Origin of the sequence: Candidatus Tisiphia endosymbiont of Beris chalybata, assembly GCF_964026555.1 — a bacterium.
Classification (GTDB): domain Bacteria; phylum Pseudomonadota; class Alphaproteobacteria; order Rickettsiales; family Rickettsiaceae; genus Tisiphia.
In genome coordinates, this window is the sequence record NZ_OZ032159.1 from 963,291 (window position 1) to 987,212 (window position 23,922).

A 23,922-nucleotide genomic window follows, 5' to 3' on the forward strand; every position below is an offset into this window, starting at 1 on the left:
CTTTGGTCAGATAGTCTTCAAAGCCAGTTTATGACTGCGCAAAGTAAAATGGGGTCATTAACTAATAGATCGAGTGAACTTAATTCTCAAGAACAAAGACAATCCGAGAGTCTGACCTTAAAATGGGCCCAAAGTGATTCAATGATTAAAGGTTTTTCATTTAGTGAAAATCAAGCGATCAAAGAATCTATTTTACAAGGGCAATCTCTTAACGAAAATTACGGTAGTAGTGAAAGAAAAGAAACCTCTACTAGTACTAATGCAAGTTTAGGGTTAAATTTAGGAGTTGTTAATGCAGGTGGAGGAGTAGGTGCTAATAATAGTAAAACTGAAGCCTATGATACATCAGCAAGCAAACAAAAAGCCTATAATGATGCTTTAGAAAAAGTAAAATCAGCTCAAAGAGATAATCGGATTAGTACTAGCAATGATGAAGTTAGATCATTAGGCCAAGATTTAATTAGTACCTGGAATGAACAACAATCAGTTAGTAGAGAAATAGCTAAAACAACGCAAACAATGCAACAATTATCCAACCAAAGAAACTATGTTGAGAGTAACTCCGCTACTATTGACCGCAACATGAATGAACCAGTTTTACAAGCAATTATTGCTCGAAATATCCCAGGAGTAACCAGCAAGGAACAAGCAGCTAGATGGGCAAGCCACCACAGTCATGAAGCTATGAACATAGCACAAGAAGTAGTTGGTATAAATAAACCATTACCCCAAAGTAATTGGAACGATAGTCACCCTCAAGTTAAAGATCTACAGTCAATTGATTCTATCATTAACAATACACCAATGACAACACAAGAGGACCTGAAAACCAACTATCTAGAATCAAATAATAGATTACAAGAGCAAGCTACTGTGACAGATAGCACAGGTGCATCAAAAGCATTAGCCGAATCAGTAAAATCTGATTTAAATAAAGGCAAAAAATTGTATAGTCAAAATGTAGATGAAATACTTGACAATCAATTGTCCAGCTCAGAAAGAGAGAAAGCAGTAGATCTTGAAATTACGACTGTTGATATCAAGGATGATAGTAACAAATTAAAAGAGCAATTTGATCAAACCAGCAATTCAACAATTGTTAGAACTGCGGGACGAGTAGTGGATAATATGAGGTTAAATACAGATGCTATCAAAAAGCAAAATATTACTTTGCCTTTAAGCAATAACAAGGATAATAAAAATTAATATTTTAAAAATAAAAAGTAATTTATGAGTATGATAAAAAAGTTAGTTGTAACTATCCTGTCATTGCTATTATTTAATATAACAATTGTAACCGCCAAAGAATCTTTAAACCAAGAGGTTACTAACAAACATAGACTGCAACAAAATATCCAAGATCAGGATTTAACTAACGATTCTGATCTCACTGCTGCAAAATCCTATTATGATAAAGGAATAGCTTTTAAAAGATTTAAAAAATATCAAGATGCCATAGAAAATTTTGACCTAGCCATTAAACATAAACATGATTATGCAGAAAGCTACTTGGAAAGAGGATGTTGTTTATTACACTTAGAAAAATATCAAAAAGCTATAGAGAATTTTGATCTCGCTATTAAATATCAACCTAATTATGTGGAAAGCTATTTAGAAAAAGGACATGCTTTATCAGAATTAGGAAAACAACATGCAGCTATAGAAAATTATAACATAGCTATAAAATACCAACCTGATTATTCAAATGCCTATCACAACAAGGGAGTAGCTTTTGAAAGGTTAGGGCAATATCAAGAAGCTATAGAAAATTATAATTTAGCAATTAAATACCAACCTAATGATGCACCGACATATTATAACAAGGGTATATCTTTAATAAAGTTAGGAAGATACCAAGAAGCTATAGAAAATTTTGACCTGGCTATACAATACAAACCTGAACTTACTGAAAGTTATCAAGAAAAAGGTCAAGTATTACAAAAACTTGGAAAATCTAAGGACGCTACAGAATTATTTAATAAAGCTAAATCGTTGTCAAAGTAAATTTTTTATCTACTAATAGATTAACCGCGCGTGTAGCCTTAAGAAAATGGCTAAAATCGCTATAATAACGCCATGTTCGACTTTTTTTTAAGATTGACAAAAGAATAGGATAGCCTAATAAGGTCATAGTTCAATTATCGAGAAAGAAGCTATGACCCTAGAAACGTTAATTCTGGATAAGAGAGTTATGAATATATAGATTAAAGTCAAGTTTTGTGGAAGGTTTAGTTTTTTTTAGAGAATAAGCAACTAGGGTAGAAAGAATATGAACAAAAGCATTAATAGGAGATCTATGTCTTGTATGTTCAAGATTCATTTTATTTTTTAAAAAATCAAAAACTGTTTCAATTAAGTTTCGTTTTCGAAGCAAGATTTTTTCCTTTAAATCCATTAATTTATTCGCCATATTTTTCTTAATTCCATGAATCATTTTTAAGCCTCTTTCATATAAATTTAAAAACAAATTTTGCTTGATATATCCCTTGTCAGCGGCCATAATGCCAGTTAATCCTTTAGTTAATTGCGCTACCGGAACTCTATCATCTACATTACCATTAGTCACTTTTAATGCCATAATTTCTCCTTGGTTATTAATTATTAAATGTAATTTAAAGCCATAAAAATATCCCATAGAGGATTTACTATGTTTGGCTAATCCTTTAAAAACTTTATTACTATAGCGTCGTTTATTGTGACAAGCTTTAATTGTTGTAGAGTCAATAAAATAAATACCTGTTTCTTGCCCAAATAATAAATGAATCAACATATTTAAGGGCATGAATAATCGCGGCATTAAAGCAACAAATCTGTTATAGCTTAGGGCGCTAGGGAAGTCGTTCTTATGTAAATATTCGACGTAAGTTTTATAGAAAAATTTAAAGTTCTTAGCATGCGATGTATGAAACATAATTATTATTGTTAACATTTCGCTTAAACTCATATTACAAGCGCGATCTCTCTGCTTATTGGATGGTAATAATTTGCTCTTTTCATATTCAAGATAAATTTTACAAAAATCATCTATAAAACTATATAATTCTGTGATATCTTTCTTCATGCCTACAGTTTGTTTTTTTGTTCAAAAACTTCAATACTGTAGGTTGCCTCCCTTGGCAATCCTTATTATACGCCATGTTCGACTTTTTTTTAAGATTGACAAAAGAATAGGATAGACTAATAAGGTCATAGTTCAATTATCGAGAAAGAAGCTATGACCCTAGAAGAGTTTATCATTACTGTGTATTGTTTCATAGAAGAAAAAATGACTATAATAACCAAAAATATCAAAGTAAGGAAAGCAGGATTTCCACCTTGCTTAAGTGACGTGGAAGCATTAACAATGGAAGTGGTGGGAGAATTTATCGGTTTGCACCAAGACAAGCAGATATGGGAATATTTTAAACGTCATTTTCAAGAATGGTTTCCCAATCTAAAGAGTAGACCGTCTTATGTGAAGCAATGTAGCGGTCTTTTATCTATTAAGAACATGCTGCTTGCCGACTTGTTTAAGAGTGCAAGCAAATCAGATCTGCATATGATAGATGGGGTACCGATTCCTGTAATAAATTTGGCCCGAGCAACGAGAGGGCGATGTTTTAAGGAATACGCTGACTATGGGTACTGCGCTTCGAAAGATAGCTATTATTACGGTTTTCTAGGACACGTATTAATTAATGAAGAAGGTCGAATAGCTGGATTCATGATAACTCCTGCTAATGGGTCTGAACGTGAAGCTCTGCAAGTAATGTCTCCTAATATTAGTGGCATGGTACTGGGCGATAAAGGCTATCTTGGTCAGGATTTAAAAGATGAGTTGGCCACCAAAAACATTGATTTACAAACACCTTTAAAAAAGAATATGAAGGATAATAGATCCAAGAATTTCCTTAAATGGATTACTGCTACTCGTCGTTTAATTGAAACTGTTATTGGTCAGCTTACAGAACGTTTTGCTATTAATGCTATCAGAGTTAAGAGTTACTGGCATCTACAATCTCGCATCGCTAGAAAATTACTTGCTCATACTATTGCTACATTTTTGACAAAGTCTTTAAAACTTGTGCCAACACAACTCGAAAAATTAGTTACCTGCTAAAAAAAAGTCGAACATGGCGTTAAGATAGTGAGTAGTTGATTATTATCCCAACCAGCTGCTTTTCTAAGCTGCTTGATAGAATCCCTTTTTTGCTTAGCCTTCTGTAATACATTCAATGCCATGTGTTTAATAATAGCTATATTTTGAGGAGCATTACCTTTTCTAATACGTGAATCATCATCTCTAAAACTAACATCCAAAATCCAGTGCACACTATTCTCAATAGCCCAATGAGATCGGATTGCCATACCGATTTTTACTGCTTCTTGCTCTAAAGAGCTAATGTAATATCTTGTTTCTTCAGATAAAACTCCTTTTATTTCTCGTTTACTTATAACCTCTATAATTGTCTTAAGCTCCGGCCAATTATGTTGCTCCTGTAATTCTTGTGGCATAGTAACAGCTCGATAAATCCGTTCTTCAATACGTCCATGCTCACTTCCGTCAGTTGTTTGATTGATATCAACTGACAATTCATTCAGCAACTCTTTATCTGCAAATACTAACTTAATATCTTGGTGTAAATTTCCTTGATTACCTTTTAATGATAATATGTAATCTGCTTCTTTATCGATAATTGCTTGGGCAATCTCTCTTTGACAGCCCATAGCATCAATGGTAACAATAGCTCCTTTTATGTCTAGAATACCAAGTAATTTAGGTATTGCTGTAATTTCATTACTTTTATCAGATACTTTCTCTTGTGCTAACACTGTTCGACATTCACTAGCAAAAGCTGATACCATATGTAATGGATTCTTATCACCATCGAATGTATGACGAGACACTTTCCCATCTATAGCTATATGTGTGCTACTTGGAAGTTTTAAGCTACTTGCCCAAACGGTAAAGCATGTGCTGAATGTTTTAGGATCAAGTACTCGAAAAAAACGTCGTAACGTATCGTCAGAAGGAATTCCATTAGCATATGGAAACACCGTACGTAAAAATTCTAATTTTAACCTGCCAAATCGTTCAATATCTCGCCAACCTTCTGCTCCACAAATAATTGCAGTTAAAGTCAAAAATAAAATCTCCTCCACACTATGAAGCTTATTCCTATCAACTCTATGATCATTTATTCCATTAATAAAGTCTTCAAAACTTTCTCGTAATTCTTCTTCTCTCATGGTTACCACTCACTTATTTGTAACCACTACTATAATAATTTTTATTCAATATTACTTATATAATTTTTTATATGAGGCAGCCCTGCTATTTTAAGAAGGTAAATCCAAGCCAGATCTACTATAGTCACTTAGGTTGAATTAGATACTAGGCGCGAGGAGTGAAGCCTAGGAGATACTAGGTAAGCGACGAGCAACAACGTAGCTAGTTTAACCTAAGTGACTATATACTGTTCGTAAATAGACCTCTTGCATAACCTAATCTAATTGGTAATTTTGTCGTCAAAACTCCTCTCTGTTCCTCACGTACGTCTATGTACGCTGCGGTACTCGACTTCGTTTCTCCTAAAAATTCTTCAATTATCTTTAGGTTATGCAAGAGGTCTAATGAAGGAGTGTTAGATAAAGGCATTTAAAAAAAATCAAATTTTCAAGCAACAGAGAAAATAAACTTGCTTGCATAGTTATAATTTCTGCAAAGCCTATTGTTTAGCCTAATAAGAAATGCAATAATAAGGTTTTAATTTAAAGAGCGCTAAATTTTATGAAAATAATACAGTTAATTATATTGATTATATTGCCTTTCTGGATAATCAGCTGTAGTAGTAGAGAGGAAAATCAAGAAATAGTAGTTGCGACTGCCGCAGATAATCCTCCTTATGAGTTTATTCACGATGGGCAGATAATAGGACTAGACATTGATATTATTAATGCCATAGCGGAAAAATTAGAGAAAAAAATTGTTATTAAAAATTTTGATTTTAATGGTTTATTAGCAGCTCTAGCTAGTAAAAATAGTGATATGATTATAGCTGGATTAACCGTAACTGAGGAGCGCAAGCAACATGTTAGCTTTTCCATTCCTTACACCGAAACCAACGTATCGGTATTATATAGGCTAGCAGACCAGATAAAATCTATTAAAGATTTAGAAAATAAAGTAATAGGTGTACAGTTAGGCACCACTTGGGAAATAATCAGTAAGAATTTCGCTAAACAATTTAATATTAAGATAAATAGTTTATCAAATAATTTAATGTTAGTGGAAGAACTCAAGACGAAAGCTATAGATGCTGTATTACTAGAAGAATTACAAGCTAAACAGTTTATAGAAAATAATCATGAGCTTGCTAGCTTTAGCTTAACTGAGTTTTCCTCTAGCCTAGCTATTGCGATGGAAAAAGATTCAAAACTTATAATGCAAGTTAATAAAGCTATTAGGGAACTAGAGCAAGAGGGGATAATTAGTAAAATAAGGGAAAAATGGCTTCGACAGTAAATATTGAGCAATTTAAAAGAGCTTTAGGGAATTTTCCTAGCGGTATTACTATCATTACCACTTCATACGATAATAAGTTATTTGGTCTTACCGTTAGTTCTTTTACTTCAGTATCCTTGTTTCCCCCTTTAATATTGTTCTGTATTAATAAACAGGCTCCTAGCATTAAAGCTTTTACTAACAGTAAATATTTTGCAGTTAGTATTTTAGCAGATAATCAAGCTGCTCTTTCTAGGCACTTTGCGCATCATCACTTTGATAAATTTGCTAGCATTTTATATAATTTAGGAGTAAGCAGCAAATGCCCATTAATTGATGGAGCTGTATGTCATATTGAATGTAATAAATTTAATCAATATAGTGCCGGGGATCATATTATAGTAATTGGGGAAGTAATCAATACAGCAGTTAACAATGAATTAAAGCCCCTAATATATCACAGAGAGTCTAAATGGTAGCTATTGACAAGACAGAAAATCTAAAATCATCCCCTATTACTATAGGGCTTTGTGGGGCTACCGGCAAGATGGGGAAGGAGGTAATGCAGAGAATAGAAAAATTTAATGATTGCCGCATTGTGAAGACATTTTCTAGAAAAAATAATATAGCAGATCTTGAAGAATTTTGCCGTGACTGCGAAGTAATTATTGATTTTTCTAATAGCGAGATATTAGAAAAATTACTTAATTACTCCTTAATCCATCAAAATAAATTAGTTATTGGTACTACAGGACTTACCAAAAAGCAGGTTGTGGTTATTCAGGAAGCTTCTCAGAAGCTAACAATATTATATTCACCTAATATGAGTGTAGGGGCAAATTTGCTATCTATATTAGCCGCAAAAGCTTCTCAGATTCTAGATAACAGCTATGATATAGAGGTTTTAGATTATCATCATCGCCTAAAACTTGACGCTCCTTCGGGTACTGCTATAATGCTTGGAGAGGCGTTAGCTAAAAGTAGAAATTTAGATTTTTCTGAATGCGCGGTGTTTTCTCGTAATCAGAGAGGAAAGAGGGCTACAGACGAAATAGGTATTGCTTCTATTAGGGGGGGGCAAACTCATGGAGAACATGAAGTGTTATTTTTAGGAGATAATGAGGTTATTAGTATCAAACATACAGTATTGAGTAGAGAAATTTTTGCTGATGGTGCTATACGGGCAGCGCTTTGGATAGTAGATAAGGAACCTGGGCTTTATTCAATGCAGGACCTGAAGTCAATTAATAGGTAGTATACTCCTTTGCGCTTCTGGATTGTTTTTTCATTAGACCTATTGACATTGGGTCTAATTAATAGTATGATTTAAGGCGTTATTTATGATTAGTTGTGGGAGCCTGAATGTCTCGTAAATGTGAGCTTAGTGGAGTTGGTGTTTTATATGGTAATAAAGTGTCTCATTCACAAAGAAAAACTAGAAGGCGCTTTGAACCTAACTTAAGGGTTGTACGATATAAAAGTGAACTTACTGGCCAAGAATATAAGCTGATAGTGAATGCGAAGTGTATGCGTACAGTGGAAAAAGTAGGGGGTTTTGACGTCTATATAGTTAAAGCGTCAAACAGCATACTTTCTGATAAGGCGCAAATGATTAAGAGAGAAGTAATTGAGAAAAAAGTTGGTACTATATAAATATGAACTATGCAATTCACCCCCAATATAAAATATTAAAAATAATCATTGGTAGCGATGCTTTTGAGACTAATTCTGCAGGGGAAGCAGATGAAATTTTAATGGATGTTGATTATAGAAAACATCCTGCATGGACTAAAGAGACTGGCAATGTTATTAATCAATCTAATAAAAATATTAGTGACTTTAATAAGAAATTTGCTGGCCTTAATTTTGGTAAAAAATTAGAAAATTAATAAATCTTTGTTCAGAACAAAGCCCGTCGTAGGAAGAATTTTATCTTTACTAACAAATTAAATCTGTGCAAGAAAATTAATCGAATATAAGGTAAATTAAGTATATGTGAGATTCCTTATCTCGAGCCATATATAACAAGTTGATATATCACCTAGAAAAATATTAAGTTTATCACCGTGGGGTGGAGCAGTTTGGTAGCTCGTCAGGCTCATAACCTGAAGGTCGTTGGTTCAAATCCAACCCCCGCAACCAAATTAACTATTTTATCCAAAATCTCTTTAACAGAATTCCTCATTTAACTTCCCTTCTAAAAGTTAATATAGTACACTTTCCTTTACTTATATACTGCTCGTACTTACAAGAATTGGATTTTATTTTAAATGGCGAGCGCAGCGTATAGTATAGTCCATTAAGTTGCGTACAGGGTATTTATCTTCAAGTATACTGCTCGTACCTGAAGAGTTGGTAGACGATAGAATCAACTTCAAGAAGAGCTAGGAATGTGAAAGTCGCGCAGCGCAGCGTACTAAGGTACGTGAGCAGCCTCGATCTTTAGAGCACGACGACACCAATTCTTGAAGCTCCTAGAGTATATATACCATAATAACAGATAACAATAGGAGGAAGCAATGTCAACAACTTTAACATCTAGAAATTCAATCCCTATAGATCAAGCTTTTCCAGGGGCCTTTGAGGCCGGCACTGGCATTAATGTCTCACCTACTACTATTCATGGAATAGCAAATAGTTATCAAATAGACCCTTTCCCAAGCTCAGAACAAAACCGCAATCATTATGATAGCCGCGGGGGAGCAAAAATAAAATATTTAATTATGCATTACACTGTGGATGACTTTGCTTTATCGGTAAATAAATTTACTACTAACGTGAGCCAAGGGCGTACTAGTGCTCACTTTATTACCACTGAAAAAACAGAGAAAGTCGCTGGTGGTAAGTTACTTCAGGTGGTACCTGAGGATATGAGAGCTTGGCATGCAGGAGTAAGTGGCTGGCAACAAGATAAAAATCTTAATGCAGTATCCTTAGGCATTGAGCATGTGAATAAAGGATTTACTGAAGGGGAGGAACATGAAAACACTGTTAGCAATAGACAATATTATCCTTTTGATGAAGATCAAATTCGCACTTCTGGAATAATAAGTAAGGATATAATAAATCAATATAATATCTTACCTCGACATGTATTAGGACACGAAGATGTAACCCCAGGGCGTAAATCTGATCCAGGTCCTTTATTTCCTTGGGCTAAGTTTTACCGGGATTATGGGGTAGGGGCCTGGCTAGATGATAACGAAATGAATAAGGAGGTGATTATTCAGAAATATCATCCTACAAGACCTTATCCTACAAGCCCGGATCAGAATATTTTATTACAGATGTTAGTAGCATATGGATATTGTCTTACAGGTACCACCCTTTCGGACGTGATAAAAGCGTTTAAAGCCCATTTCTCAGCCAACCAACATCCTGAATTATACGACGATACTATTAGGCAAGAAGAAATGTTTTGGGCGTGGGCTCTAGAAGCAAAATATTGCTCGGTTCAATGCTAAAAAAGGTTCTGTGAAGGAAAACAACAATGAAGCCGGCTATTATAAAATGTTCATAGAACCTATAAACTAACGTGTGTTTTTCTCAAAGGAGCTAGCTTATTTTTATATTTTAGTATATTTTAAGAAAACTTTTTAGACTCTGCTTAGCTATACTGCTCGCATTGTAAGTATACTGCTCGTAACTGAAGAGTTGGTATACGAAGGTCAACTTCAAGAAGAGCTAGGAGTGTCAAAGTCGAGAAGCACAGCGTACTATAGTACGTGAGCATCGCAGATCTTTAGACATGACGACGCCAATTCTTGAAGTTCGCCAAGTATACCCTCATTTTATTTTGAGGAAGTAAGCACATGCAACTTATGCTTGAATGATTCCTAGAATGGTCACAAAACAGCTCTCGGAATCATTTGACTATACCAGCTCAAGTGCGAGCTTCAAAAATAACTTATGCAGGAAGTCTATTATTAGTAACTTAAAGAGATATATTAATGGATAATTATGATGTAGCAGTTATTGGAGGGGGACCCGGAGGGTATGTAGCTGCAATTAGGGCCGCACAATTAAATAGGAAAGTAGTGCTAATTGAGAGAGAGCATTTAGGGGGCATTTGTTTAAATTGGGGATGTATACCTACTAAAGCTTTACTAAAATCAGTAGAATTATTTCAAAAAATAAAACATGCGCATGAGTATGGCATAGAAGTAAGAGAACCAAAATTTGATTTAAAAAAAATAGTGAAGCGTTCAAGAGACATTTCTTTGCAATTGACTACTGGTATTAAATTTTTATTAAAGAAAAATAAAGTTACCGTGATTGAAGGATCTGCTACTTTAGAAACGAATAAAATATTAAACATTGATAATAATGGCCAAAAGAGCTCTATTAAAGCCACTAATATAATAATTGCCACCGGCGCACGAACTCGAATCTTAGAAGGTTTCAAACCAGACGGCAGGCAAATCATTACCTCGAAAGAGGCCTTGCTACTGGATAAATTACCTAAATCGTTGATTATAGTAGGATCAGGAGCGATAGGGGTGGAATTTGCCTCATTTTATAATGGTCTTGGGAGCCAGGTTATCTTGGTTGAAGCGCAAAATAGAATTTTACAAGCTGAAGATATAGAAATTTCTTTATTGGCCCAAAAAATTTTTGAAAAGAAGGGAATCAAGATTCATACTAGTACAAAATTATTGAGTTGTACCAAAAATACAGACCATATTTCCCTTGAAGTAGAAATAAATGGAGCTCCCCAAAAATTAGATGCAGAAATTTTACTTATGGCAGTTGGAATAGTAGGTAACACCGAAAATCTTAATTTAGAGCGAACCAAAGTCAAAATAGAGAAAGGTCATATTATTACTAATCAGTTCATGCAAACTGATGAAGCAGGAATTTATGCAATAGGAGACGTCACCAAGGCCCCATGGCTTGCCCATAAAGCTAGTCATGAAGGGATTATTGCTGCTGAAACTATTGCCGGTCTTAAAGCTCACCCTATCAACAAAAACAATATAGCAGGCTGTACTTATTCTTTTCCGCAGATTGCTAGTGTGGGCCTTACTGAAGAAGGCGCTAAAAAGGCAGGGTATCAGATACAGGTGGGCAGGTTTCCTACTAGCGCTAATGGTAAAGCATTAGTGGATGGTTATAATGAAGGAATGATTAAAACAATTTTTGATGAAAAAACGGGTGAATTACTTGGAGCACATTTAATCGGAGAAGAGGTGACAGAACTAATTCAAGGTTATGTAATTGCCAAAACTATGGAAGCTGTAGAAGTTGATTTAATGAATACTATCTTTCCTCATCCAACTTTATCGGAAATGATGGGCGAAGCGGTTATGCAAGCCTATGGAAGAGCTATTCATATATAAAGTAAGCCAGTTGGATTAGGTTCTTATATACTCGGTGAACTGCAAGAAGAGCGAGGAGTGTCAAAGTCGAGAAGCGCAGCGTTATAGTACGTGAGCATCGCAGATCTTTAGACATGACGACGCCAATTCTTGCAGTTCACCGAGTATATATCAACATGGCTTAAGATTCATCTTTAAGACTCATATGTTAAAAAGCACGTAAGAGACAATATTACCACAGTCCTAAATATAAGAAGCCTTCTCTATAAAACTCCCTAAAACCCCAGACAGAAGCTAAATAAATATTAACTATTACTCTGCCCTAGTGTTACTACCGATTTCAACAATAATCTCATAACTCAAAAAATCTTTGTAATAATTATTCCTAAAGATGTTGACTATTATAGTTAACCTATGCTCTAATTTAACTAAATCTACACAAAATAAAAATAATTATAGTTAATAAAAAAAATTAAGTTAGAAAATGGCAGAGAAAGATTCCAAAAGAGAAGCGTTAAAAGTAACGTTTAAAGCCCTCAAAAATAGAATGAGCTCTAATATTTCAAGGGAAATGTTAATAACTATATTGGAAACTAATAAAGGCTTATTTGCTGAAGCGAGCGCATTAGAGCTTACTGGTTTAATAGATGAATTATTATTGGATGCAGAAGTTAAGGTTAAAAATTATGAATTGAAAAGAGCGGAAGAACGAATAAAAGAAGACCGAGACCAAGCAGAAGCACAACAACGTCTAGAAGAATCTTTAGAGAAAGCGAAGTTAGAAGCTTTACGCTTAGAAAGTGACAAATTGCAGGCACAACATACTATTTTTAAGCAGGATACAATCGGTTTTATAGCAGTTAAGAGACAGAAGAGACAACAATTAGTAGATGAACTTCAAGAGATGAAAAATAGCGGTCAGTTAAATCATATCAGGCTAAATGTTATTGGAACAGAATTGAGAGACATAGATAAAAAACTTGAAGAACAAGAAGAGCTAGGAAAGCAACATAAGAATAATATTGATAAACATTATCATCAATTAGCTTCTTATCATCAAGAATTAACTGCTGATACATCAGTGAAGAAGCAAGATAGCAAAACAAAAGAGGCTGAATCTACAGCAAGGCGCAAACAAAAAGAAATACGTAAGCAGGAAGTGTCTACTAAGATTGAAACTTCTAATACCTACTCTAAGGAAGCTGAGGATATAATACGTGAAATTGGAGAGGAACGTAAAAGAGTACAAGAAGCCGCTACTTTGTTCTGGGAAGTAGCACAAGGATTTAAGCAAATAAATGGGAATAAATCGCAAAAACAATTCGACTTTGTTACTTTATTAGAAAACCCAGAGCAAGCTATTAAAGTTAACAAAGAAGCCGGAAACGCAAGTCCTTCTCTTGGGAAGCCAGCAGAGCAATTAAAATCTCCCTCTCGTAAGGATGCTACCCCTTCATATATTGCCGATACTATGAGAAATACATTAGATTTGGGTAAGGATTCAATCAAACCTGGACAACTACCGAGGTCAGATAGAGTAGCTAGCAATACTCCTAACAATAAGACAAAGAGCTATCCCGAAGAAAGAAGAAGATAAATATAAGGAAACTTACTTATGATAAAAGGCAAGGATGTTCCTGCAAATACCGCTAATGGTTTGTATGAAGATTTTATAAAGATGAAAGAAACAGCTCTCCAAGTCCCTGAAGCCCGTGCTGCACTTCAACTTGACGCAATTTCTAAGGCGATGGTTTATAATTTGCGATTATCCTTACTATTCGGAAAAATAGAGGCGGCTTCTGAACTGATGTGGCTTTATGAAGGTAATTTAGGAATTAAACCTAATGAATATAATCACAAACTTTTTACTGCTATAGGTAGCGAACTAGGCGATACAAAATACCAGGGTTCTATAGCTAGAAAAGAGGATAGTGAGGTAGGAAAGGAAGCAGGGCTGTGGTTAGAAATTATTAAAAAGAATAAGCAAAAATATCCAAATAAGGATACTCAGATAAGTGATGCTATGATATTTGAAGCTCATACATTAATCTCCGCTCCTTCAAAGGAGGAAGTGTCTGTAGCAAAGGTAAAAACACTTCTTCTACAAAAAAAGGATAAAAGTCATAAGCGTAATAGGAGGGATAGTGGAGCCTTCCGAGGGTAATATTTTATAAATAAGAGGAAATAACTCACATGACAAAGCAAAAAAAACATCATGATATAGATGCAGGGTCGTCCTTATTCAGAAGTGCTAATAGTTTGTATCAAAGTTCTTTAGAAATGATTCAGTTAGCTCGAAGTAATCCTCAAGCTTATAATAAATTTAAAATAGAAGTATTTTATCAGGTGATAGGTTATAATTTACAGGAATCTTTACTATTTGGCAAAGCAGAATCGGCTGCTGGTCTTGCTTTTCTTTATCAGCATGGTTTAGGAGTTACACAAGATGAATACGCCTACAAACTTTTTATTGCTATAGGTAGTAAACTAGGCGATACAGAAACCCAGCGCTTATTTCTAGCTGGAAAAGATTATAGTATGGTAGAAAAGGAAGCAAATGTGTGGGTAAAAATTATTAAAGAGATAGGAAAAAAATATCCAAATAAAGATAATGAAATCACTGATGTGATGGTAGTAGAAGCACAAGAAAAATTCAACGCAGTACTACCCGGAAGATTAATATCGGCTCCTTCACAAGCGGAGATTACACAAATAAATGATAACAATGATCAGCCCGGCACCGCCAGTGCTAGTACCAACCAAGTTGTGGTTAATAAGAAAGTAAGCACCTTAACAACAATACAAAAACATACAGCTAAAAAATATCAAGATCAAGGACAAAGCTACTTAGAAGATATTGTGCAAGAGCAGGATACTATTATTATTCCTGCCGAAGAAGTAGATAACAGGTTAGAGCGTATTCATAAGTCATTTTGGTTTGCATTAGCGTTAGGGAGTGAAAAAGCCCCTTTTTGCTTGTTTCAATGTCTGCTGACAGCGGTGGGAGGCAAAAAGGACGAAGATCTGGCTACTTTAATGTACGGGGTAGCACTCAAATTAACTCCTAAAGATTGCAGTAACATTGAGCCTAATGAAAGACCAATAATTCCTCAACATATGACATCTAAAATAACTACTTTAGCAAAATTAATAAAGGAGACTAAAGCTAACATGCCACAGGAGGGAGTTGATGATGCGGCATTTAATAGTTTATTACTCAAATGTAACGATGAGATAGTAGGTATTACCGGCAAAAGGATACCAGATTGCTTCGACGAAAACACTCATGCCGCATCTATAACTCATGCCTCTTCAATTCTCCCTAGCGGTAGTGGAACAAGCTCAAGCTATATGATCACGGATAGGGAGATAACACAAAAACTCTGGACGAAGTTGGGAAGTGTTCCGCCCCACAAACTTGCTTATAGTGCTACGATACTTGCTGAAGCCGAGGAGGCGTTTGCAGAAGCTCGCTCTCTGTTGAAGGTCCAAAAAGCATCCGAAAGCCCTCTAGCTCGTATTAAATTGAAGGAGACAATAGACAAGTTAATAAGCGCTTTAGCGTTAGGAGAACAAGATGCAGCTGAATATCTCGCAGGTATATGTTATCATTACCCTGATTATGAGATAGAAAAGAACGAAAAATTAACTCAACTATTTATAGCAATAGGAGAGATATTAGAAAGCACAGTACAATTACCTTTAATTAATTCAGAAAATTATATTACTATTGATAAAGTAGATGAGCTAAAAACCCATCCTAATTACCCGGAGGCTGTTAAGTTAGCTAAAAAATATACTGCCGTTATTATAAAAAATCAGAAAAAATATATTAATAAACAAGAGATACCTGTTGAAAAACTCCAAGAAGCTGTCACTCGTTTTAAAGAAGCTGAACCCTCACAAATAATTAAAAATTTTAATCTTCAAATTTCTGCGAGAGCGGCTTCTAATACTGTTGAAAATGATTTAGAGGAACATATAGAAGTACCTGTAGACCCAGCGGCGCTAAATCACTTATTACTCGCAGCAGATCAACAGCAAGAGGTAACGTCGCTAGGAGTAGAAAGTTCTAGTTGGTGTAGTTGCTGTAGTGGTTGTGCGATTATGTAACCCACTTAATGTTAATTGCTATATTCAAATGGATTTCAAGAGTTGCACTTCATTGGGTATATTGATATAGTGTACATTTTTGCCTCCCAGAATTGTTTTTTGAAAATAGCAAGGATGTAGGTGCTTAAGTATACTGCTCGTACTTCCTATTCTATTTTCAAGCCCAGATCAAGGAAGCATTTGAATATAACACTATTTTCCTTTACTAATTCAAATTCAGTGTATAAATAAGATATGTCCAAATTGGTACCTCTCGAGAAAAAAAACACAGACATTAGATATCCTCTTACTAGAGAACAAAAAGAAGCCATAGGGCTACTTTCAATAGGAACATTCTTAGAGTATTTTGACTTAATGTTATATATTCATATGGCTGTGTTACTAAATGATTTATTTTTCCCTGAATCTGACCCTCATATGAAAAAGTTACTTTCAGCTTTTACATTTTGTATTACTTATTTATTAAGGCCTATTGGTGCATTAATATTGGGCTGGATAGGGGATACTGTTGGGCGTAAAACCACAGTTGTGATCACAACTTTTATGATGGCGGTTTCTTGTATCACTGTTGCTAGCTTACCAACTTACGCTGAAATAGGGATTACTGCTTCTTGTATTATGATAGCTTGCCGCATAATTCAAGGGATGACTTCAATGGGAGAAATAATAGGGGCCGAATTATATTTAACTGAAACTATAAAACGTCCGCAACAATATTCCGTAGTATCTTTACTGAGTTTACTTGCCGCCTTAGTAGGTACTTTTGCTTTGGGCATCGCCTCCCTTGCCACTACTTATCAATTCAACTGGCGCACTGCTTTTTGGATTGGGGCTTTGGTTGCATTAATAGGCTCGGTAGCTAGGACAGCATTACGAGAAACCCCGGAATTTATTGATTCTAAGCTACGAATGAAACAAATTTCTAGCACTTCAACTGCCAAGCAAAACGCACTGAATCAGAATCCTACTAGCGCTGAACAAGTTAACAATACTACTGCTTTAGCCTTATTTCTTATAAGATGTGCATGGCCTGCTTGCTTTTATTTAGCGTTTTTTCATTGCAAGGATATCCTAATAGATAATTTTGGTTATACGGCTGAGCAAGTTATTCATCAAAATTTCTTTGTAGCAGTGGTAGAAATGCTAGGAGTTTTGCCCTTAGTATATTTAGGTTATTATATTTATCCTATATTAATTTTAAAAGTCAGGTTGGTAATTTTTTGGATTTTTATCCTGTTATACCCCTATCTATTGAACAATGTTAGAACACCGTTTGATATTTTTATACTTCAATCATTGCTTATGTTTTTTGTGCCGGACTTAACCCCTGGCCAATCAATTTTATATACATATTTTCCTGTTTTTAAGCGCTTTACATATGTGGGTTTTATGTACGCTATATCACGAACAATTATGTATATTATCACATCTTTCGGCCTTATTTATTTAACAACACAGCTAGGTAATTATGGGTTGTTGATTGTTATGATTCCAGTTATGATAGGTTATACATTTGGTATATTGCATTTTGAAAAATTAGAGATAGCAAGTGGCCACTATCCTACAAAAAAGAAATGGTTTCTAGCGATGAATTAGGCCCTAGAAACGCTCCTATAGAATGAGTAGATTTCGATTGTCTTTATTTTACTTAATTCTTGCCACTTTAATTCTCGCGAAATAGGAAAAAGTAAAGCTGTCTAACATAATTTGGCCTATAGTGCTACAATCTAACTCTATAAACTATCTTGCCCATTTAAGAATGGGAATTGGTGACCGTTCAGTGATTTATCAAGAGCAGTAAAAAAAAGCTTGCATAAATATTAAACATATGTAATTTGAGGTTAAATATTTATGCAAGATTGATGAGCAAAAATCTAGAGACTAAAGAAGTAGATTTAGAACAAGTTATTCAGCTATTGCAAAAACAAAACGAAGAACTTCTAAAGGAGAATGAAGTGCTGAGGTGCAAAATAATTGCGCTTGAAGATAAGCTAAATATTAATTCCGGTAATTCAGGTCTTCCAACGTCTCGAGAGATTTTTCAAATAGAGAAGAAAACTAGAGTAAAGAGTGATAGGAAAGCAGGAGGCCAGCCTAACCACAAATATAATTCTTATCAAATGAAGAAAGCCGATGTGATAGTAGATGTTATGCCTTGCGAAGAATCTTGCAAGTGTGGTGGCATTTTAACTTTAGCAGAAGCATATAAACTACATCAAAAAGTAGAAATTCCTGTAATTCAACCAGTTGTGACAGAATACCACTTACGCCAAAAGATATGCGCTAGCTGTAATAAAAGATATAAAGGCAAATTGAATAATTACAAGTTACTGGGGAAAAATGCTGAAGGGATAATCGGTAGTTTAGGTGGATTTTTTAATAATAGTAAGCGTGATATCCAACAAATATTAAGCCAGATATTTAATTTAGATCTTAGTCTTGGTTTAATCTCCACAAGTGAAGGTAGAATAGACCTCTTGCATAACCTAATCTAATTGGTAATTTTGTCGTCGAAACTCCTCTCTGTCCCTCACGTACGTCTATGTATAGTATAGTCCATTAAGGTACGTACAGGGTATTTATCTTCAAGTATGCATGACTACTATGCTTCCTGCGTACTATCGTGTATGTATCATAGTAACCTAAGCTATACGCTGCGGTACTCGACTTCGTTTCTCCTAAAAATTCTTCAATTATCTTTAGGTTATGCAAGAGGTCTAATATCTAAAAAGCTTGAGAATAAATACAATGCACTAGTGAAATTAGCAGGGGAAAGCAGCTATTTGCACTTTGACGAGACTAGCTCTAATAATAAAGGGAAAAGACATTGGTGTTGGGTTGCAGCAAATAGTGTTGTTACAGTATTTAAATTAGCAAGTTCAAGAGGGAAAAAAGTATTAGAAAGTTTTTTACCAGAATATGAAGGGAAAGTAATTAGTGATAGATATGCCGTATATAATATATTTAAGCAGGAGAAACGGCAAATATGTTTAGCTCATCTACGTAGAGATTTTAAGAGATTTGCTTATAGCAAACATAACAATTTAGCAGAAATTGGCAAGAATTTACTAGCCATAATAGATACAGTATTTAGGTTTTATAAATTAGACCTCTTGCATAACCTAAAGATAATTGAAGAATTTTTAGGAGAAACGAAGTCGAGTACCGCAGCGTACATAGACGTACGTGAGGAACAGAGAGGAGTTTCGACGACAAAATTACCAATTAGATTAGGTTATGCAAGAGGTCTATTATGTCTTTCTTACTATATTTAGGGGGTCTACCTCCTTCTTTGCATGATGGGATAAATAATTCTTGTATTAAACTCCATTCTCTTTCTTTTAGATCTGTAGGATATTTTGCTCTTGCCATAATTTAATATTCATCGCTTATTATCTGTTAATTTATCATATCTTTGGTTTTACAACAAGCTCTAAGAACCTAATTTATTAATAATTCCTTCGCTGCTTTGAGAGTGATATCGGTAATTAATTTACCTGATAACATACGTGCAATTTCATATTCCTTCTCAAGGTTATCTAAATTTTTTATACTGATTTTAGTATGTTGATTATATTGGGTTTTAGTTACTAAAATATGTTGATCGGCTTTTCCTGCTACTTGAGGCTGATGAGTAATTACAATTACTTGCGATCGCAAGCTAAGCTTTTTTAATCTCTCACCTATTTTATCCGCTACAACCCCGCCAATTCCAGTATCTATTTCATCAAAAATTATTGTGTCAATTAATAGTTTATCGAAAAGACAAGTTTTTATGGCCAACATAAACCTTGATAATTCTCCGCCCGAAGCAATTTTATCAATAGGTGCGAGTTTCATGCCAGGATTAGTTGAGGCTGTGAAACGCACCTCATCTATACCATTGTTATATATATTGAGAAGCTCCGGCTGTATTTGCTGCGCCCCTTCCTTTAAACATAGAATGTCTTTACGGTTGATTTCAATTTTAAAAATTGCTTTTTCCATTTTAAGCTGCGTCAGTTCCTTTTGGATAGCTGTTTCAAGCTTTCTTGCGCTAATGGAGCGTTTGTTGGATAATAGGTTGGCTAATTCTAAATACTCTTTATATTTTTCTATCGTGTTAATAGCTAAGTTTTCTACGTTTTTAATCTTATTTTGCAAAGTTGTTAATTGCTGCTTGGAACTTTCAACAAATTGGGGTATTGATTCACAAGAAATATTATATTTTCGAGCTTTAGCTCTTAATAAGAATAATCGTTCTTCAATTTCGTCAAGATTAAATTCATTCTCTTCAAACTTATTAATAATATTTTGTAACTTTATCTGCGCTTCCTCTAAACTATTATAGCAGTCCTCTAAGTTAGCTGAAATAGACGCAAGTGTCTCATCTTGCAATAGATTTCGACTTATTAAACGCCTAGCATTATTGATTAAGTTGATTAGCTCAGGATTTTCCAGGTATCCTAAAATAGTTTGAGTAGTGACTAATTCTTTTTCGCGATTCTGTAAAGTATGCCTAATATTAATAAGTTTTTCTTCTTCTCCTTCCAATATATTAAGGTTGGTTAGCTCCTCGATTATAAAAGTTAAATAATCTATTTCTTTATATATATTCTCTTTTTCTTGGTTAATTTTACTTGCTTCTTTTATATTTTCTTGTAACACATTATAACATTTGGCTAATTCCATTCTTAAGCCTAAAAGGTCTCCGTAGTCATCTAAAATATTTAAATGAGAAGAAGGAGACAGAAGAGAAGTGTGATTATTTTGTCCATGTAGTTCAAATAAATAATTAGCTATTTGTTGGACAGAATTTTGAGTAACTACTTGATCATTGATCAGAAATTTTTTGCGGGTCCCCAATTTTTGGGTACGTTTTATAAATAATTCCCCATCATGTTCGATGTTAAATTGATCTAAAAGCTCCTTTAAATGGTCATTTAATGTAAAAGTTGCAGTAACTGAGCAAAAATCATAGCCATCCTTTATTATATTATCTGAAAACTTATTACCTAACGAGAACAAAATAGCATCAAGCAGAATAGATTTTCCTGCCCCTGTTTCCCCTGTAATTACACATAAACCTTTTTCGAATTCAATTTCTAATTCGTCTATCAGAATAAAATTCCTAACTGAGAGACTTTGTAACATCTGATTATTTTAAAGATTTATTCATTAATGCGTGCGCATATCTATACCAATTACTATTAGGATAATTATAACCAAGCACGGCGGCATATTTTTGAGCTTCTTCATTCAATCCTAGCATCAAATACCCTTCTACTAAACGATAAAGCGCTTCGGATATATGGGAAGTAGTCTGATAACTATCTACCACTAGCTGAAACCTATTAATAGCTGCTATTGGGTTTTTTTTCCGTAGATAATAACGCCCTAAATCCATTTCCTTACCGGCTAAATGGTCGGTTACTAAATCTATTTTTAAAGATGAGTCAATGGAATAGCGAGTGTTAGGAAATAGGCTTATAACATCTTCAAAGCTTTCTTTAGCTAGAACGGTTCTTGACTGATCAAGCTGAGTATCTGATATTTGCATGTAATATGATAGTGCTTTTAAGTAATAAGCATAAGATACATCGGGATGCATAGGGTGAAGGCTAATAAAAACAGTTAATACATCAACTGCTTCTTCATACTGTCCTGCTAAAAATAAAGAATAGGCTTGCATTAATTCAGCTTGGGAAGAAGCTATATTACCCGGATCTTGATAAAAAATTCTTGAGAATTGTTCTGCAGCCTTTAAATATTTTTGTTTTTCCAGTAAAACAACACCTTCATCATATAATTCATTAACTGGGACTATTAAATCCTCATCTATTTTTTTAGTTTTACAGCTAGATAAAGCTAAGCTAGCAGTGATTATATAAAATAATAATAGACTTCTTGCATAAGTCAATCTAGCCGGTAATTTTATCGTCGAAACTTTCCTCTGCTCCTCAGCTACGTCTATGTATCCTCTAGTAACCGACTTCGTTTCTTCTAAAAATTCTGCAGCGCTATCTGACTTATATAGGAAATCTAATGTTATTAATTTCATAATGCTTAATTATTTATAAAGCTACTTTATACACCAAATATTAGAAGCTACACAAGGTTATTTTAAAAAATGATAATTTTTAGCTTTCTAATTATTCCACATATTGGGTAAGATTTTTGATCTAAACTATAACTGCTTGGTACCTCTGACCGGACTTGAACCAGCACGCTTTTGAGCGATAGATTTTGAGTCTACCGTGTCTACCATTCCACCACAGAGGCATCTAGTAAAAGTCAAGCTTGGTTAATTTTCTAAAATAGCTATATAGTTTTTATATGTAAACAATTTACTTAAACTTTCTACAAAATACAACGAATATCAGCGATATTTGTTGAATATAAAAATATTTTAAAAATATCCTCTTGAAAAGCACCTGCTTGCAGCTTATACTTATACCTATAAACAAAAATGGTTCATGGGGTTTACTTATGATTGATTACACAAAAACAAGAATATTTACTGATACACAGAATAAGACGCATGATGCCGGCTTAAGGGATTATATGTTGAAGGTGTACAACTATATGGCGCTAGCTCTTGCTCTTACAGGGATTTTAGCTTTTGCTACTAACTTTGAGCCCTTAAGAAGTTTAATGTTTAGTGTTACTGCTAATGGACAAGTTGTAGGTAATACAGGCCTGGGCACATTGGTCATGATTGCCCCAGTAGGAATAGCAATGTATTTCTTTATGGGTTTTGGTACGATGAAACTGGACACTGCGAAGATATTATTTTGGGTTTATGCTGCTTTAACTGGTATATCTTTAGCATCATTAGGGATGATTTATACAGGTGAATCAATAGCACGTACTTTCTTTATTTGTGCCTCTGTTTTTGGGGGGATGAGTATTTATGGCTATAGTACTAATAGAGATTTAACTTCATTTGGTTCTTTCTTTATTATGGGGCTATTTGGACTTATTATTGCTTCTGTAGTGAATTTATTTCTCCAAAGCTCAGCTTTATATTTTGCTACTTCTATCCTTGGGGTTGCTATATTTATGGGGCTTATTGCTTGGGATACACAAAAAATAAAATCTATGTATTTTATGTATGGCGGTGGTGAGTTAGGACAAAAAATGTCTATTATGGCTGCTTTTACTTTATATCTAGATTTCATTAATTTGTTCTTATATCTAATAAGGTTTTTAGGTAATAGAAGGAACTAACATAACCAAAATTCGATGTAACAACTTATATCGAATTTTTAGTTATAATCTCCAATTCTTGAGGTCAAAAGAACATACTTCCATAAAGAATTGGATTTTATTTTGCATAGCAGGCGCAGAGGTATGTACTAATACACCAGCATGCATAACTACCGTGCTTCCCGTATATTATCGGGTATGTATCATAATGATATAAGCTATACTAAAAAAATAATTTAGCGAGATGAATAACATATTGGCGGACGTTCTGCAATTTTATTCTCCCTAGCTATTTTTTTGAAGTGCTTACGTTTTATCAATTCTAGTGTAACTAGTTTGTATAGTATAATTTTTATAAGGCCCCAGCACATTATAATTTAAGTTAAAGCGATCGGAGTTATAAAAAATATAATGTGCTATGTAAGTGTCCAAATTACATTGATGGATTCCTTCCGCTTTAACAGGCAAGACAGAAGTAAAATACATTTGATAGAATAAAGAATTATCATTGTCATCATAAAAATACTTAATAATTGTATTCTGCCTAAGAATATATAGATATTTTCGAGAGGCCTTTACCATACTTTTATTATTATAATAATTAATATTTAATTCTTCTCTATATAATACTATATTTTTGTTAGAACTGTGTGAAGCGGCATGCTGCTTTATAGGATCATATCCTATAAAATGAGCGGTTCCTTCTCCCGTTCCTTGATTACTTAAAATCCTTCTAATGGAATAGTTTCCTATTAAGTTATAAAATATATTTTCTATAAACTTCATTGTCATACTCTGTTGACCTCAAGAATTATTTTA

Annotated in this window: 25 protein-coding genes and 2 tRNA genes; 18 read left to right on the forward strand and 9 right to left on the reverse strand. The window is 34.2% G+C overall.

What is annotated here, in order from left to right; all coding sequences use genetic code 11:
• Positions 1-30: 30 nt before the first annotated feature.
• Complete coding sequence (locus tag AAGD44_RS04645; protein WP_341763536.1) at positions 31-1,206, forward strand: hypothetical protein; 1,176 nt, start codon at positions 31-33, stop codon at positions 1,204-1,206.
• Between the two features lie 30 nt (positions 1,207-1,236).
• A complete protein-coding gene (locus AAGD44_RS04650) occupies positions 1,237-2,004 on the forward strand; it encodes a tetratricopeptide repeat protein (RefSeq protein WP_341763537.1) in 768 nt (255 codons plus the stop codon).
• Here AAGD44_RS04650 and AAGD44_RS04655 read toward each other — a convergent pair.
• On the reverse strand, positions 1,985-2,131 hold the full coding sequence (locus AAGD44_RS04655; RefSeq protein ID WP_341763538.1) for a hypothetical protein: 147 nt from the start codon (positions 2,129-2,131) through the stop codon (positions 1,985-1,987). The two genes, AAGD44_RS04650 and AAGD44_RS04655, sit on opposite strands and share 20 nt — an antisense overlap.
• Before the next feature lie 39 nt (positions 2,132-2,170).
• Positions 2,171-3,061 carry an IS982 family transposase gene (locus tag AAGD44_RS04660; RefSeq protein WP_341763461.1) on the reverse strand — a complete coding sequence of 297 codons (891 nt, stop codon included), beginning with the start codon at positions 3,059-3,061 and terminating at the stop codon, positions 2,171-2,173.
• A 153-nt stretch (positions 3,062-3,214) separates the two neighbouring features.
• Between AAGD44_RS04660 and AAGD44_RS04665 the strand changes: the two genes are divergently transcribed.
• Positions 3,215-4,099 carry an IS982 family transposase gene (locus AAGD44_RS04665; protein ID WP_341763539.1) on the forward strand — a complete coding sequence of 295 codons (885 nt, stop codon included), beginning with the start codon at positions 3,215-3,217 and terminating at the stop codon, positions 4,097-4,099.
• Here AAGD44_RS04665 and AAGD44_RS04670 read toward each other — a convergent pair.
• Both AAGD44_RS04670 and AAGD44_RS04675 read right to left on the reverse strand, forming a co-directional pair.
• Complete coding sequence (locus AAGD44_RS04670) at positions 4,096-5,229, reverse strand: ISAs1 family transposase (protein ID WP_341763596.1); 1,134 nt, start codon at positions 5,227-5,229, stop codon at positions 4,096-4,098. The genes AAGD44_RS04665 and AAGD44_RS04670 overlap by 4 nt on opposite strands.
• 220 nt (positions 5,230-5,449) lie before the next feature.
• Positions 5,450-5,605 carry a palindromic element RPE1 domain-containing protein gene (locus AAGD44_RS04675; RefSeq protein WP_341763597.1) on the reverse strand — a complete coding sequence of 52 codons (156 nt, stop codon included), beginning with the start codon at positions 5,603-5,605 and terminating at the stop codon, positions 5,450-5,452.
• Between the two features lie 165 nt (positions 5,606-5,770).
• Here AAGD44_RS04675 and AAGD44_RS04680 point away from each other — a divergent pair, with 165 nt between their 5' ends.
• The 13 genes from AAGD44_RS04680 (at position 5,771) to AAGD44_RS04740 (ending at position 18,410) form a co-directional block, all read left to right on the forward strand.
• Positions 5,771-6,505 (forward strand): transporter substrate-binding domain-containing protein, encoded by a 735-nt coding sequence (locus AAGD44_RS04680; protein WP_341763598.1) that lies wholly within the window; start codon positions 5,771-5,773, stop codon positions 6,503-6,505.
• On the forward strand, positions 6,490-6,963 hold the full coding sequence (locus AAGD44_RS04685; protein WP_341763599.1) for a flavin reductase family protein: 474 nt from the start codon (positions 6,490-6,492) through the stop codon (positions 6,961-6,963). The genes AAGD44_RS04680 and AAGD44_RS04685 overlap by 16 nt, the downstream gene beginning before the upstream one ends.
• On the forward strand, positions 6,957-7,739 hold the full coding sequence (gene dapB / locus AAGD44_RS04690; RefSeq protein WP_341763600.1) for a 4-hydroxy-tetrahydrodipicolinate reductase: 783 nt from the start codon (positions 6,957-6,959) through the stop codon (positions 7,737-7,739). Before AAGD44_RS04685 ends, dapB begins: the two co-directional genes overlap by 7 nt.
• Positions 7,740-7,846: 107 nt before the next feature.
• Complete coding sequence (gene rpmB, locus AAGD44_RS04695) at positions 7,847-8,137, forward strand: 50S ribosomal protein L28 (protein ID WP_341763601.1); 291 nt, start codon at positions 7,847-7,849, stop codon at positions 8,135-8,137.
• Between the two features lie 2 nt (positions 8,138-8,139).
• Positions 8,140-8,373 carry a 50S ribosomal protein L31 gene (locus AAGD44_RS04700; RefSeq protein WP_341763602.1) on the forward strand — a complete coding sequence of 78 codons (234 nt, stop codon included), beginning with the start codon at positions 8,140-8,142 and terminating at the stop codon, positions 8,371-8,373.
• A 176-nt stretch (positions 8,374-8,549) separates the two neighbouring features.
• Positions 8,550-8,626: transfer RNA gene (locus AAGD44_RS04705), tRNA-Met, on the forward strand.
• A gap of 377 nt (positions 8,627-9,003) precedes the next feature.
• Complete coding sequence (locus AAGD44_RS04710; protein ID WP_341763603.1) at positions 9,004-9,948, forward strand: N-acetylmuramoyl-L-alanine amidase; 945 nt, start codon at positions 9,004-9,006, stop codon at positions 9,946-9,948.
• 486 nt (positions 9,949-10,434) lie between these two features.
• A complete protein-coding gene (lpdA, locus tag AAGD44_RS04715) occupies positions 10,435-11,823 on the forward strand; it encodes a dihydrolipoyl dehydrogenase (protein WP_341763604.1) in 1,389 nt (462 codons plus the stop codon).
• Between the two features lie 463 nt (positions 11,824-12,286).
• The gene (locus AAGD44_RS04720) at positions 12,287-13,399 is read left to right on the forward strand and encodes a hypothetical protein (RefSeq protein WP_341763605.1); all 1,113 of its coding nucleotides are present in this window, start codon (positions 12,287-12,289) and stop codon (positions 13,397-13,399) included.
• 18 nt (positions 13,400-13,417) lie between these two features.
• A complete protein-coding gene (locus AAGD44_RS04725) occupies positions 13,418-13,966 on the forward strand; it encodes a hypothetical protein (protein WP_341763606.1) in 549 nt (182 codons plus the stop codon).
• 29 nt (positions 13,967-13,995) lie between these two features.
• Positions 13,996-15,915 carry a hypothetical protein gene (locus AAGD44_RS04730; RefSeq protein WP_341763607.1) on the forward strand — a complete coding sequence of 640 codons (1,920 nt, stop codon included), beginning with the start codon at positions 13,996-13,998 and terminating at the stop codon, positions 15,913-15,915.
• A gap of 243 nt (positions 15,916-16,158) precedes the next feature.
• Positions 16,159-17,511, forward strand: a complete 1,353-nt coding sequence (locus AAGD44_RS04735) for an MFS transporter (RefSeq protein ID WP_341763608.1) — start codon at positions 16,159-16,161, stop codon at positions 17,509-17,511.
• A gap of 266 nt (positions 17,512-17,777) precedes the next feature.
• The gene (locus tag AAGD44_RS04740; RefSeq protein WP_341763609.1) at positions 17,778-18,410 is read left to right on the forward strand and encodes a DUF6444 domain-containing protein; all 633 of its coding nucleotides are present in this window, start codon (positions 17,778-17,780) and stop codon (positions 18,408-18,410) included.
• Between the two features lie 64 nt (positions 18,411-18,474).
• Here AAGD44_RS04740 and AAGD44_RS04745 read toward each other — a convergent pair whose 3' ends face one another.
• The gene (locus AAGD44_RS04745) at positions 18,475-18,627 is read right to left on the reverse strand and encodes a hypothetical protein (protein WP_341763610.1); all 153 of its coding nucleotides are present in this window, start codon (positions 18,625-18,627) and stop codon (positions 18,475-18,477) included.
• Positions 18,628-18,635: 8 nt separating this feature from the next.
• Here AAGD44_RS04745 and AAGD44_RS04750 point away from each other — a divergent pair, with 8 nt between their 5' ends.
• The gene (locus tag AAGD44_RS04750) at positions 18,636-19,190 is read left to right on the forward strand and encodes an IS66 family transposase (protein WP_410521010.1); all 555 of its coding nucleotides are present in this window, start codon (positions 18,636-18,638) and stop codon (positions 19,188-19,190) included.
• A 166-nt stretch (positions 19,191-19,356) separates the two neighbouring features.
• Here AAGD44_RS04750 and recN read toward each other — a convergent pair whose 3' ends face one another.
• From recN to AAGD44_RS04765, 3 genes are all read right to left on the reverse strand, one after another.
• A complete protein-coding gene (gene recN, locus AAGD44_RS04755) occupies positions 19,357-21,048 on the reverse strand; it encodes a DNA repair protein RecN (RefSeq protein WP_341763612.1) in 1,692 nt (563 codons plus the stop codon).
• A 4-nt stretch (positions 21,049-21,052) separates the two neighbouring features.
• Complete coding sequence (locus tag AAGD44_RS04760; protein ID WP_410520971.1) at positions 21,053-21,955, reverse strand: outer membrane protein assembly factor BamD; 903 nt, start codon at positions 21,953-21,955, stop codon at positions 21,053-21,055.
• 137 nt (positions 21,956-22,092) lie between these two features.
• Positions 22,093-22,176, reverse strand: a tRNA-Leu gene (locus AAGD44_RS04765).
• Between the two features lie 207 nt (positions 22,177-22,383).
• Between AAGD44_RS04765 and AAGD44_RS04770 the strand changes: the two genes are divergently transcribed.
• Positions 22,384-23,124 carry a Bax inhibitor-1/YccA family protein gene (locus AAGD44_RS04770; protein WP_341763613.1) on the forward strand — a complete coding sequence of 247 codons (741 nt, stop codon included), beginning with the start codon at positions 22,384-22,386 and terminating at the stop codon, positions 23,122-23,124.
• Positions 23,125-23,409: 285 nt separating this feature from the next.
• Here AAGD44_RS04770 and AAGD44_RS04775 read toward each other — a convergent pair whose 3' ends face one another.
• Positions 23,410-23,895, reverse strand: a complete 486-nt coding sequence (locus AAGD44_RS04775) for a DUF6314 family protein (protein ID WP_341763614.1) — start codon at positions 23,893-23,895, stop codon at positions 23,410-23,412.
• Between the last annotated feature and the right edge of the window lie 27 nt (positions 23,896-23,922).

Coding starts and splice junctions, on each gene's coding strand:
- AAGD44_RS04660 (WP_341763461.1), bottom strand. CDS start 3,061: ATGAAGAAAGATATCACAGAATTATATAGTTTTATAGATGATTTTTGT.
- AAGD44_RS04655 (WP_341763538.1), bottom strand. CDS start 2,131: ATGACCTTATTAGGCTATCCTATTCTTTTGTCAATCTTAAAAAAAAGT.
- AAGD44_RS04725 (WP_341763606.1), top strand. CDS start 13,418: ATGATAAAAGGCAAGGATGTTCCTGCAAATACCGCTAATGGTTTGTAT.
- AAGD44_RS04700 (WP_341763602.1), top strand. CDS start 8,140: ATGAACTATGCAATTCACCCCCAATATAAAATATTAAAAATAATCATT.
- AAGD44_RS04770 (WP_341763613.1), top strand. CDS start 22,384: ATGATTGATTACACAAAAACAAGAATATTTACTGATACACAGAATAAG.
- AAGD44_RS04665 (WP_341763539.1), top strand. CDS start 3,215: ATGACCCTAGAAGAGTTTATCATTACTGTGTATTGTTTCATAGAAGAA.
- AAGD44_RS04670 (WP_341763596.1), bottom strand. CDS start 5,229: ATGAGAGAAGAAGAATTACGAGAAAGTTTTGAAGACTTTATTAATGGA.
- recN (WP_341763612.1), bottom strand. CDS start 21,048: ATGTTACAAAGTCTCTCAGTTAGGAATTTTATTCTGATAGACGAATTA.
- AAGD44_RS04710 (WP_341763603.1), top strand. CDS start 9,004: ATGTCAACAACTTTAACATCTAGAAATTCAATCCCTATAGATCAAGCT.
- AAGD44_RS04775 (WP_341763614.1), bottom strand. CDS start 23,895: ATGACAATGAAGTTTATAGAAAATATATTTTATAACTTAATAGGAAAC.
- rpmB (WP_341763601.1), top strand. CDS start 7,847: ATGTCTCGTAAATGTGAGCTTAGTGGAGTTGGTGTTTTATATGGTAAT.
- AAGD44_RS04720 (WP_341763605.1), top strand. CDS start 12,287: ATGGCAGAGAAAGATTCCAAAAGAGAAGCGTTAAAAGTAACGTTTAAA.
- lpdA (WP_341763604.1), top strand. CDS start 10,435: ATGGATAATTATGATGTAGCAGTTATTGGAGGGGGACCCGGAGGGTAT.
- AAGD44_RS04740 (WP_341763609.1), top strand. CDS start 17,778: ATGAGCAAAAATCTAGAGACTAAAGAAGTAGATTTAGAACAAGTTATT.
- AAGD44_RS04645 (WP_341763536.1), top strand. CDS start 31: ATGACTGCGCAAAGTAAAATGGGGTCATTAACTAATAGATCGAGTGAA.
- AAGD44_RS04730 (WP_341763607.1), top strand. CDS start 13,996: ATGACAAAGCAAAAAAAACATCATGATATAGATGCAGGGTCGTCCTTA.
- AAGD44_RS04760 (WP_410520971.1), bottom strand. CDS start 21,955: ATGAAATTAATAACATTAGATTTCCTATATAAGTCAGATAGCGCTGCA.
- dapB (WP_341763600.1), top strand. CDS start 6,957: ATGGTAGCTATTGACAAGACAGAAAATCTAAAATCATCCCCTATTACT.
- AAGD44_RS04680 (WP_341763598.1), top strand. CDS start 5,771: ATGAAAATAATACAGTTAATTATATTGATTATATTGCCTTTCTGGATA.
- AAGD44_RS04685 (WP_341763599.1), top strand. CDS start 6,490: ATGGCTTCGACAGTAAATATTGAGCAATTTAAAAGAGCTTTAGGGAAT.
- AAGD44_RS04650 (WP_341763537.1), top strand. CDS start 1,237: ATGATAAAAAAGTTAGTTGTAACTATCCTGTCATTGCTATTATTTAAT.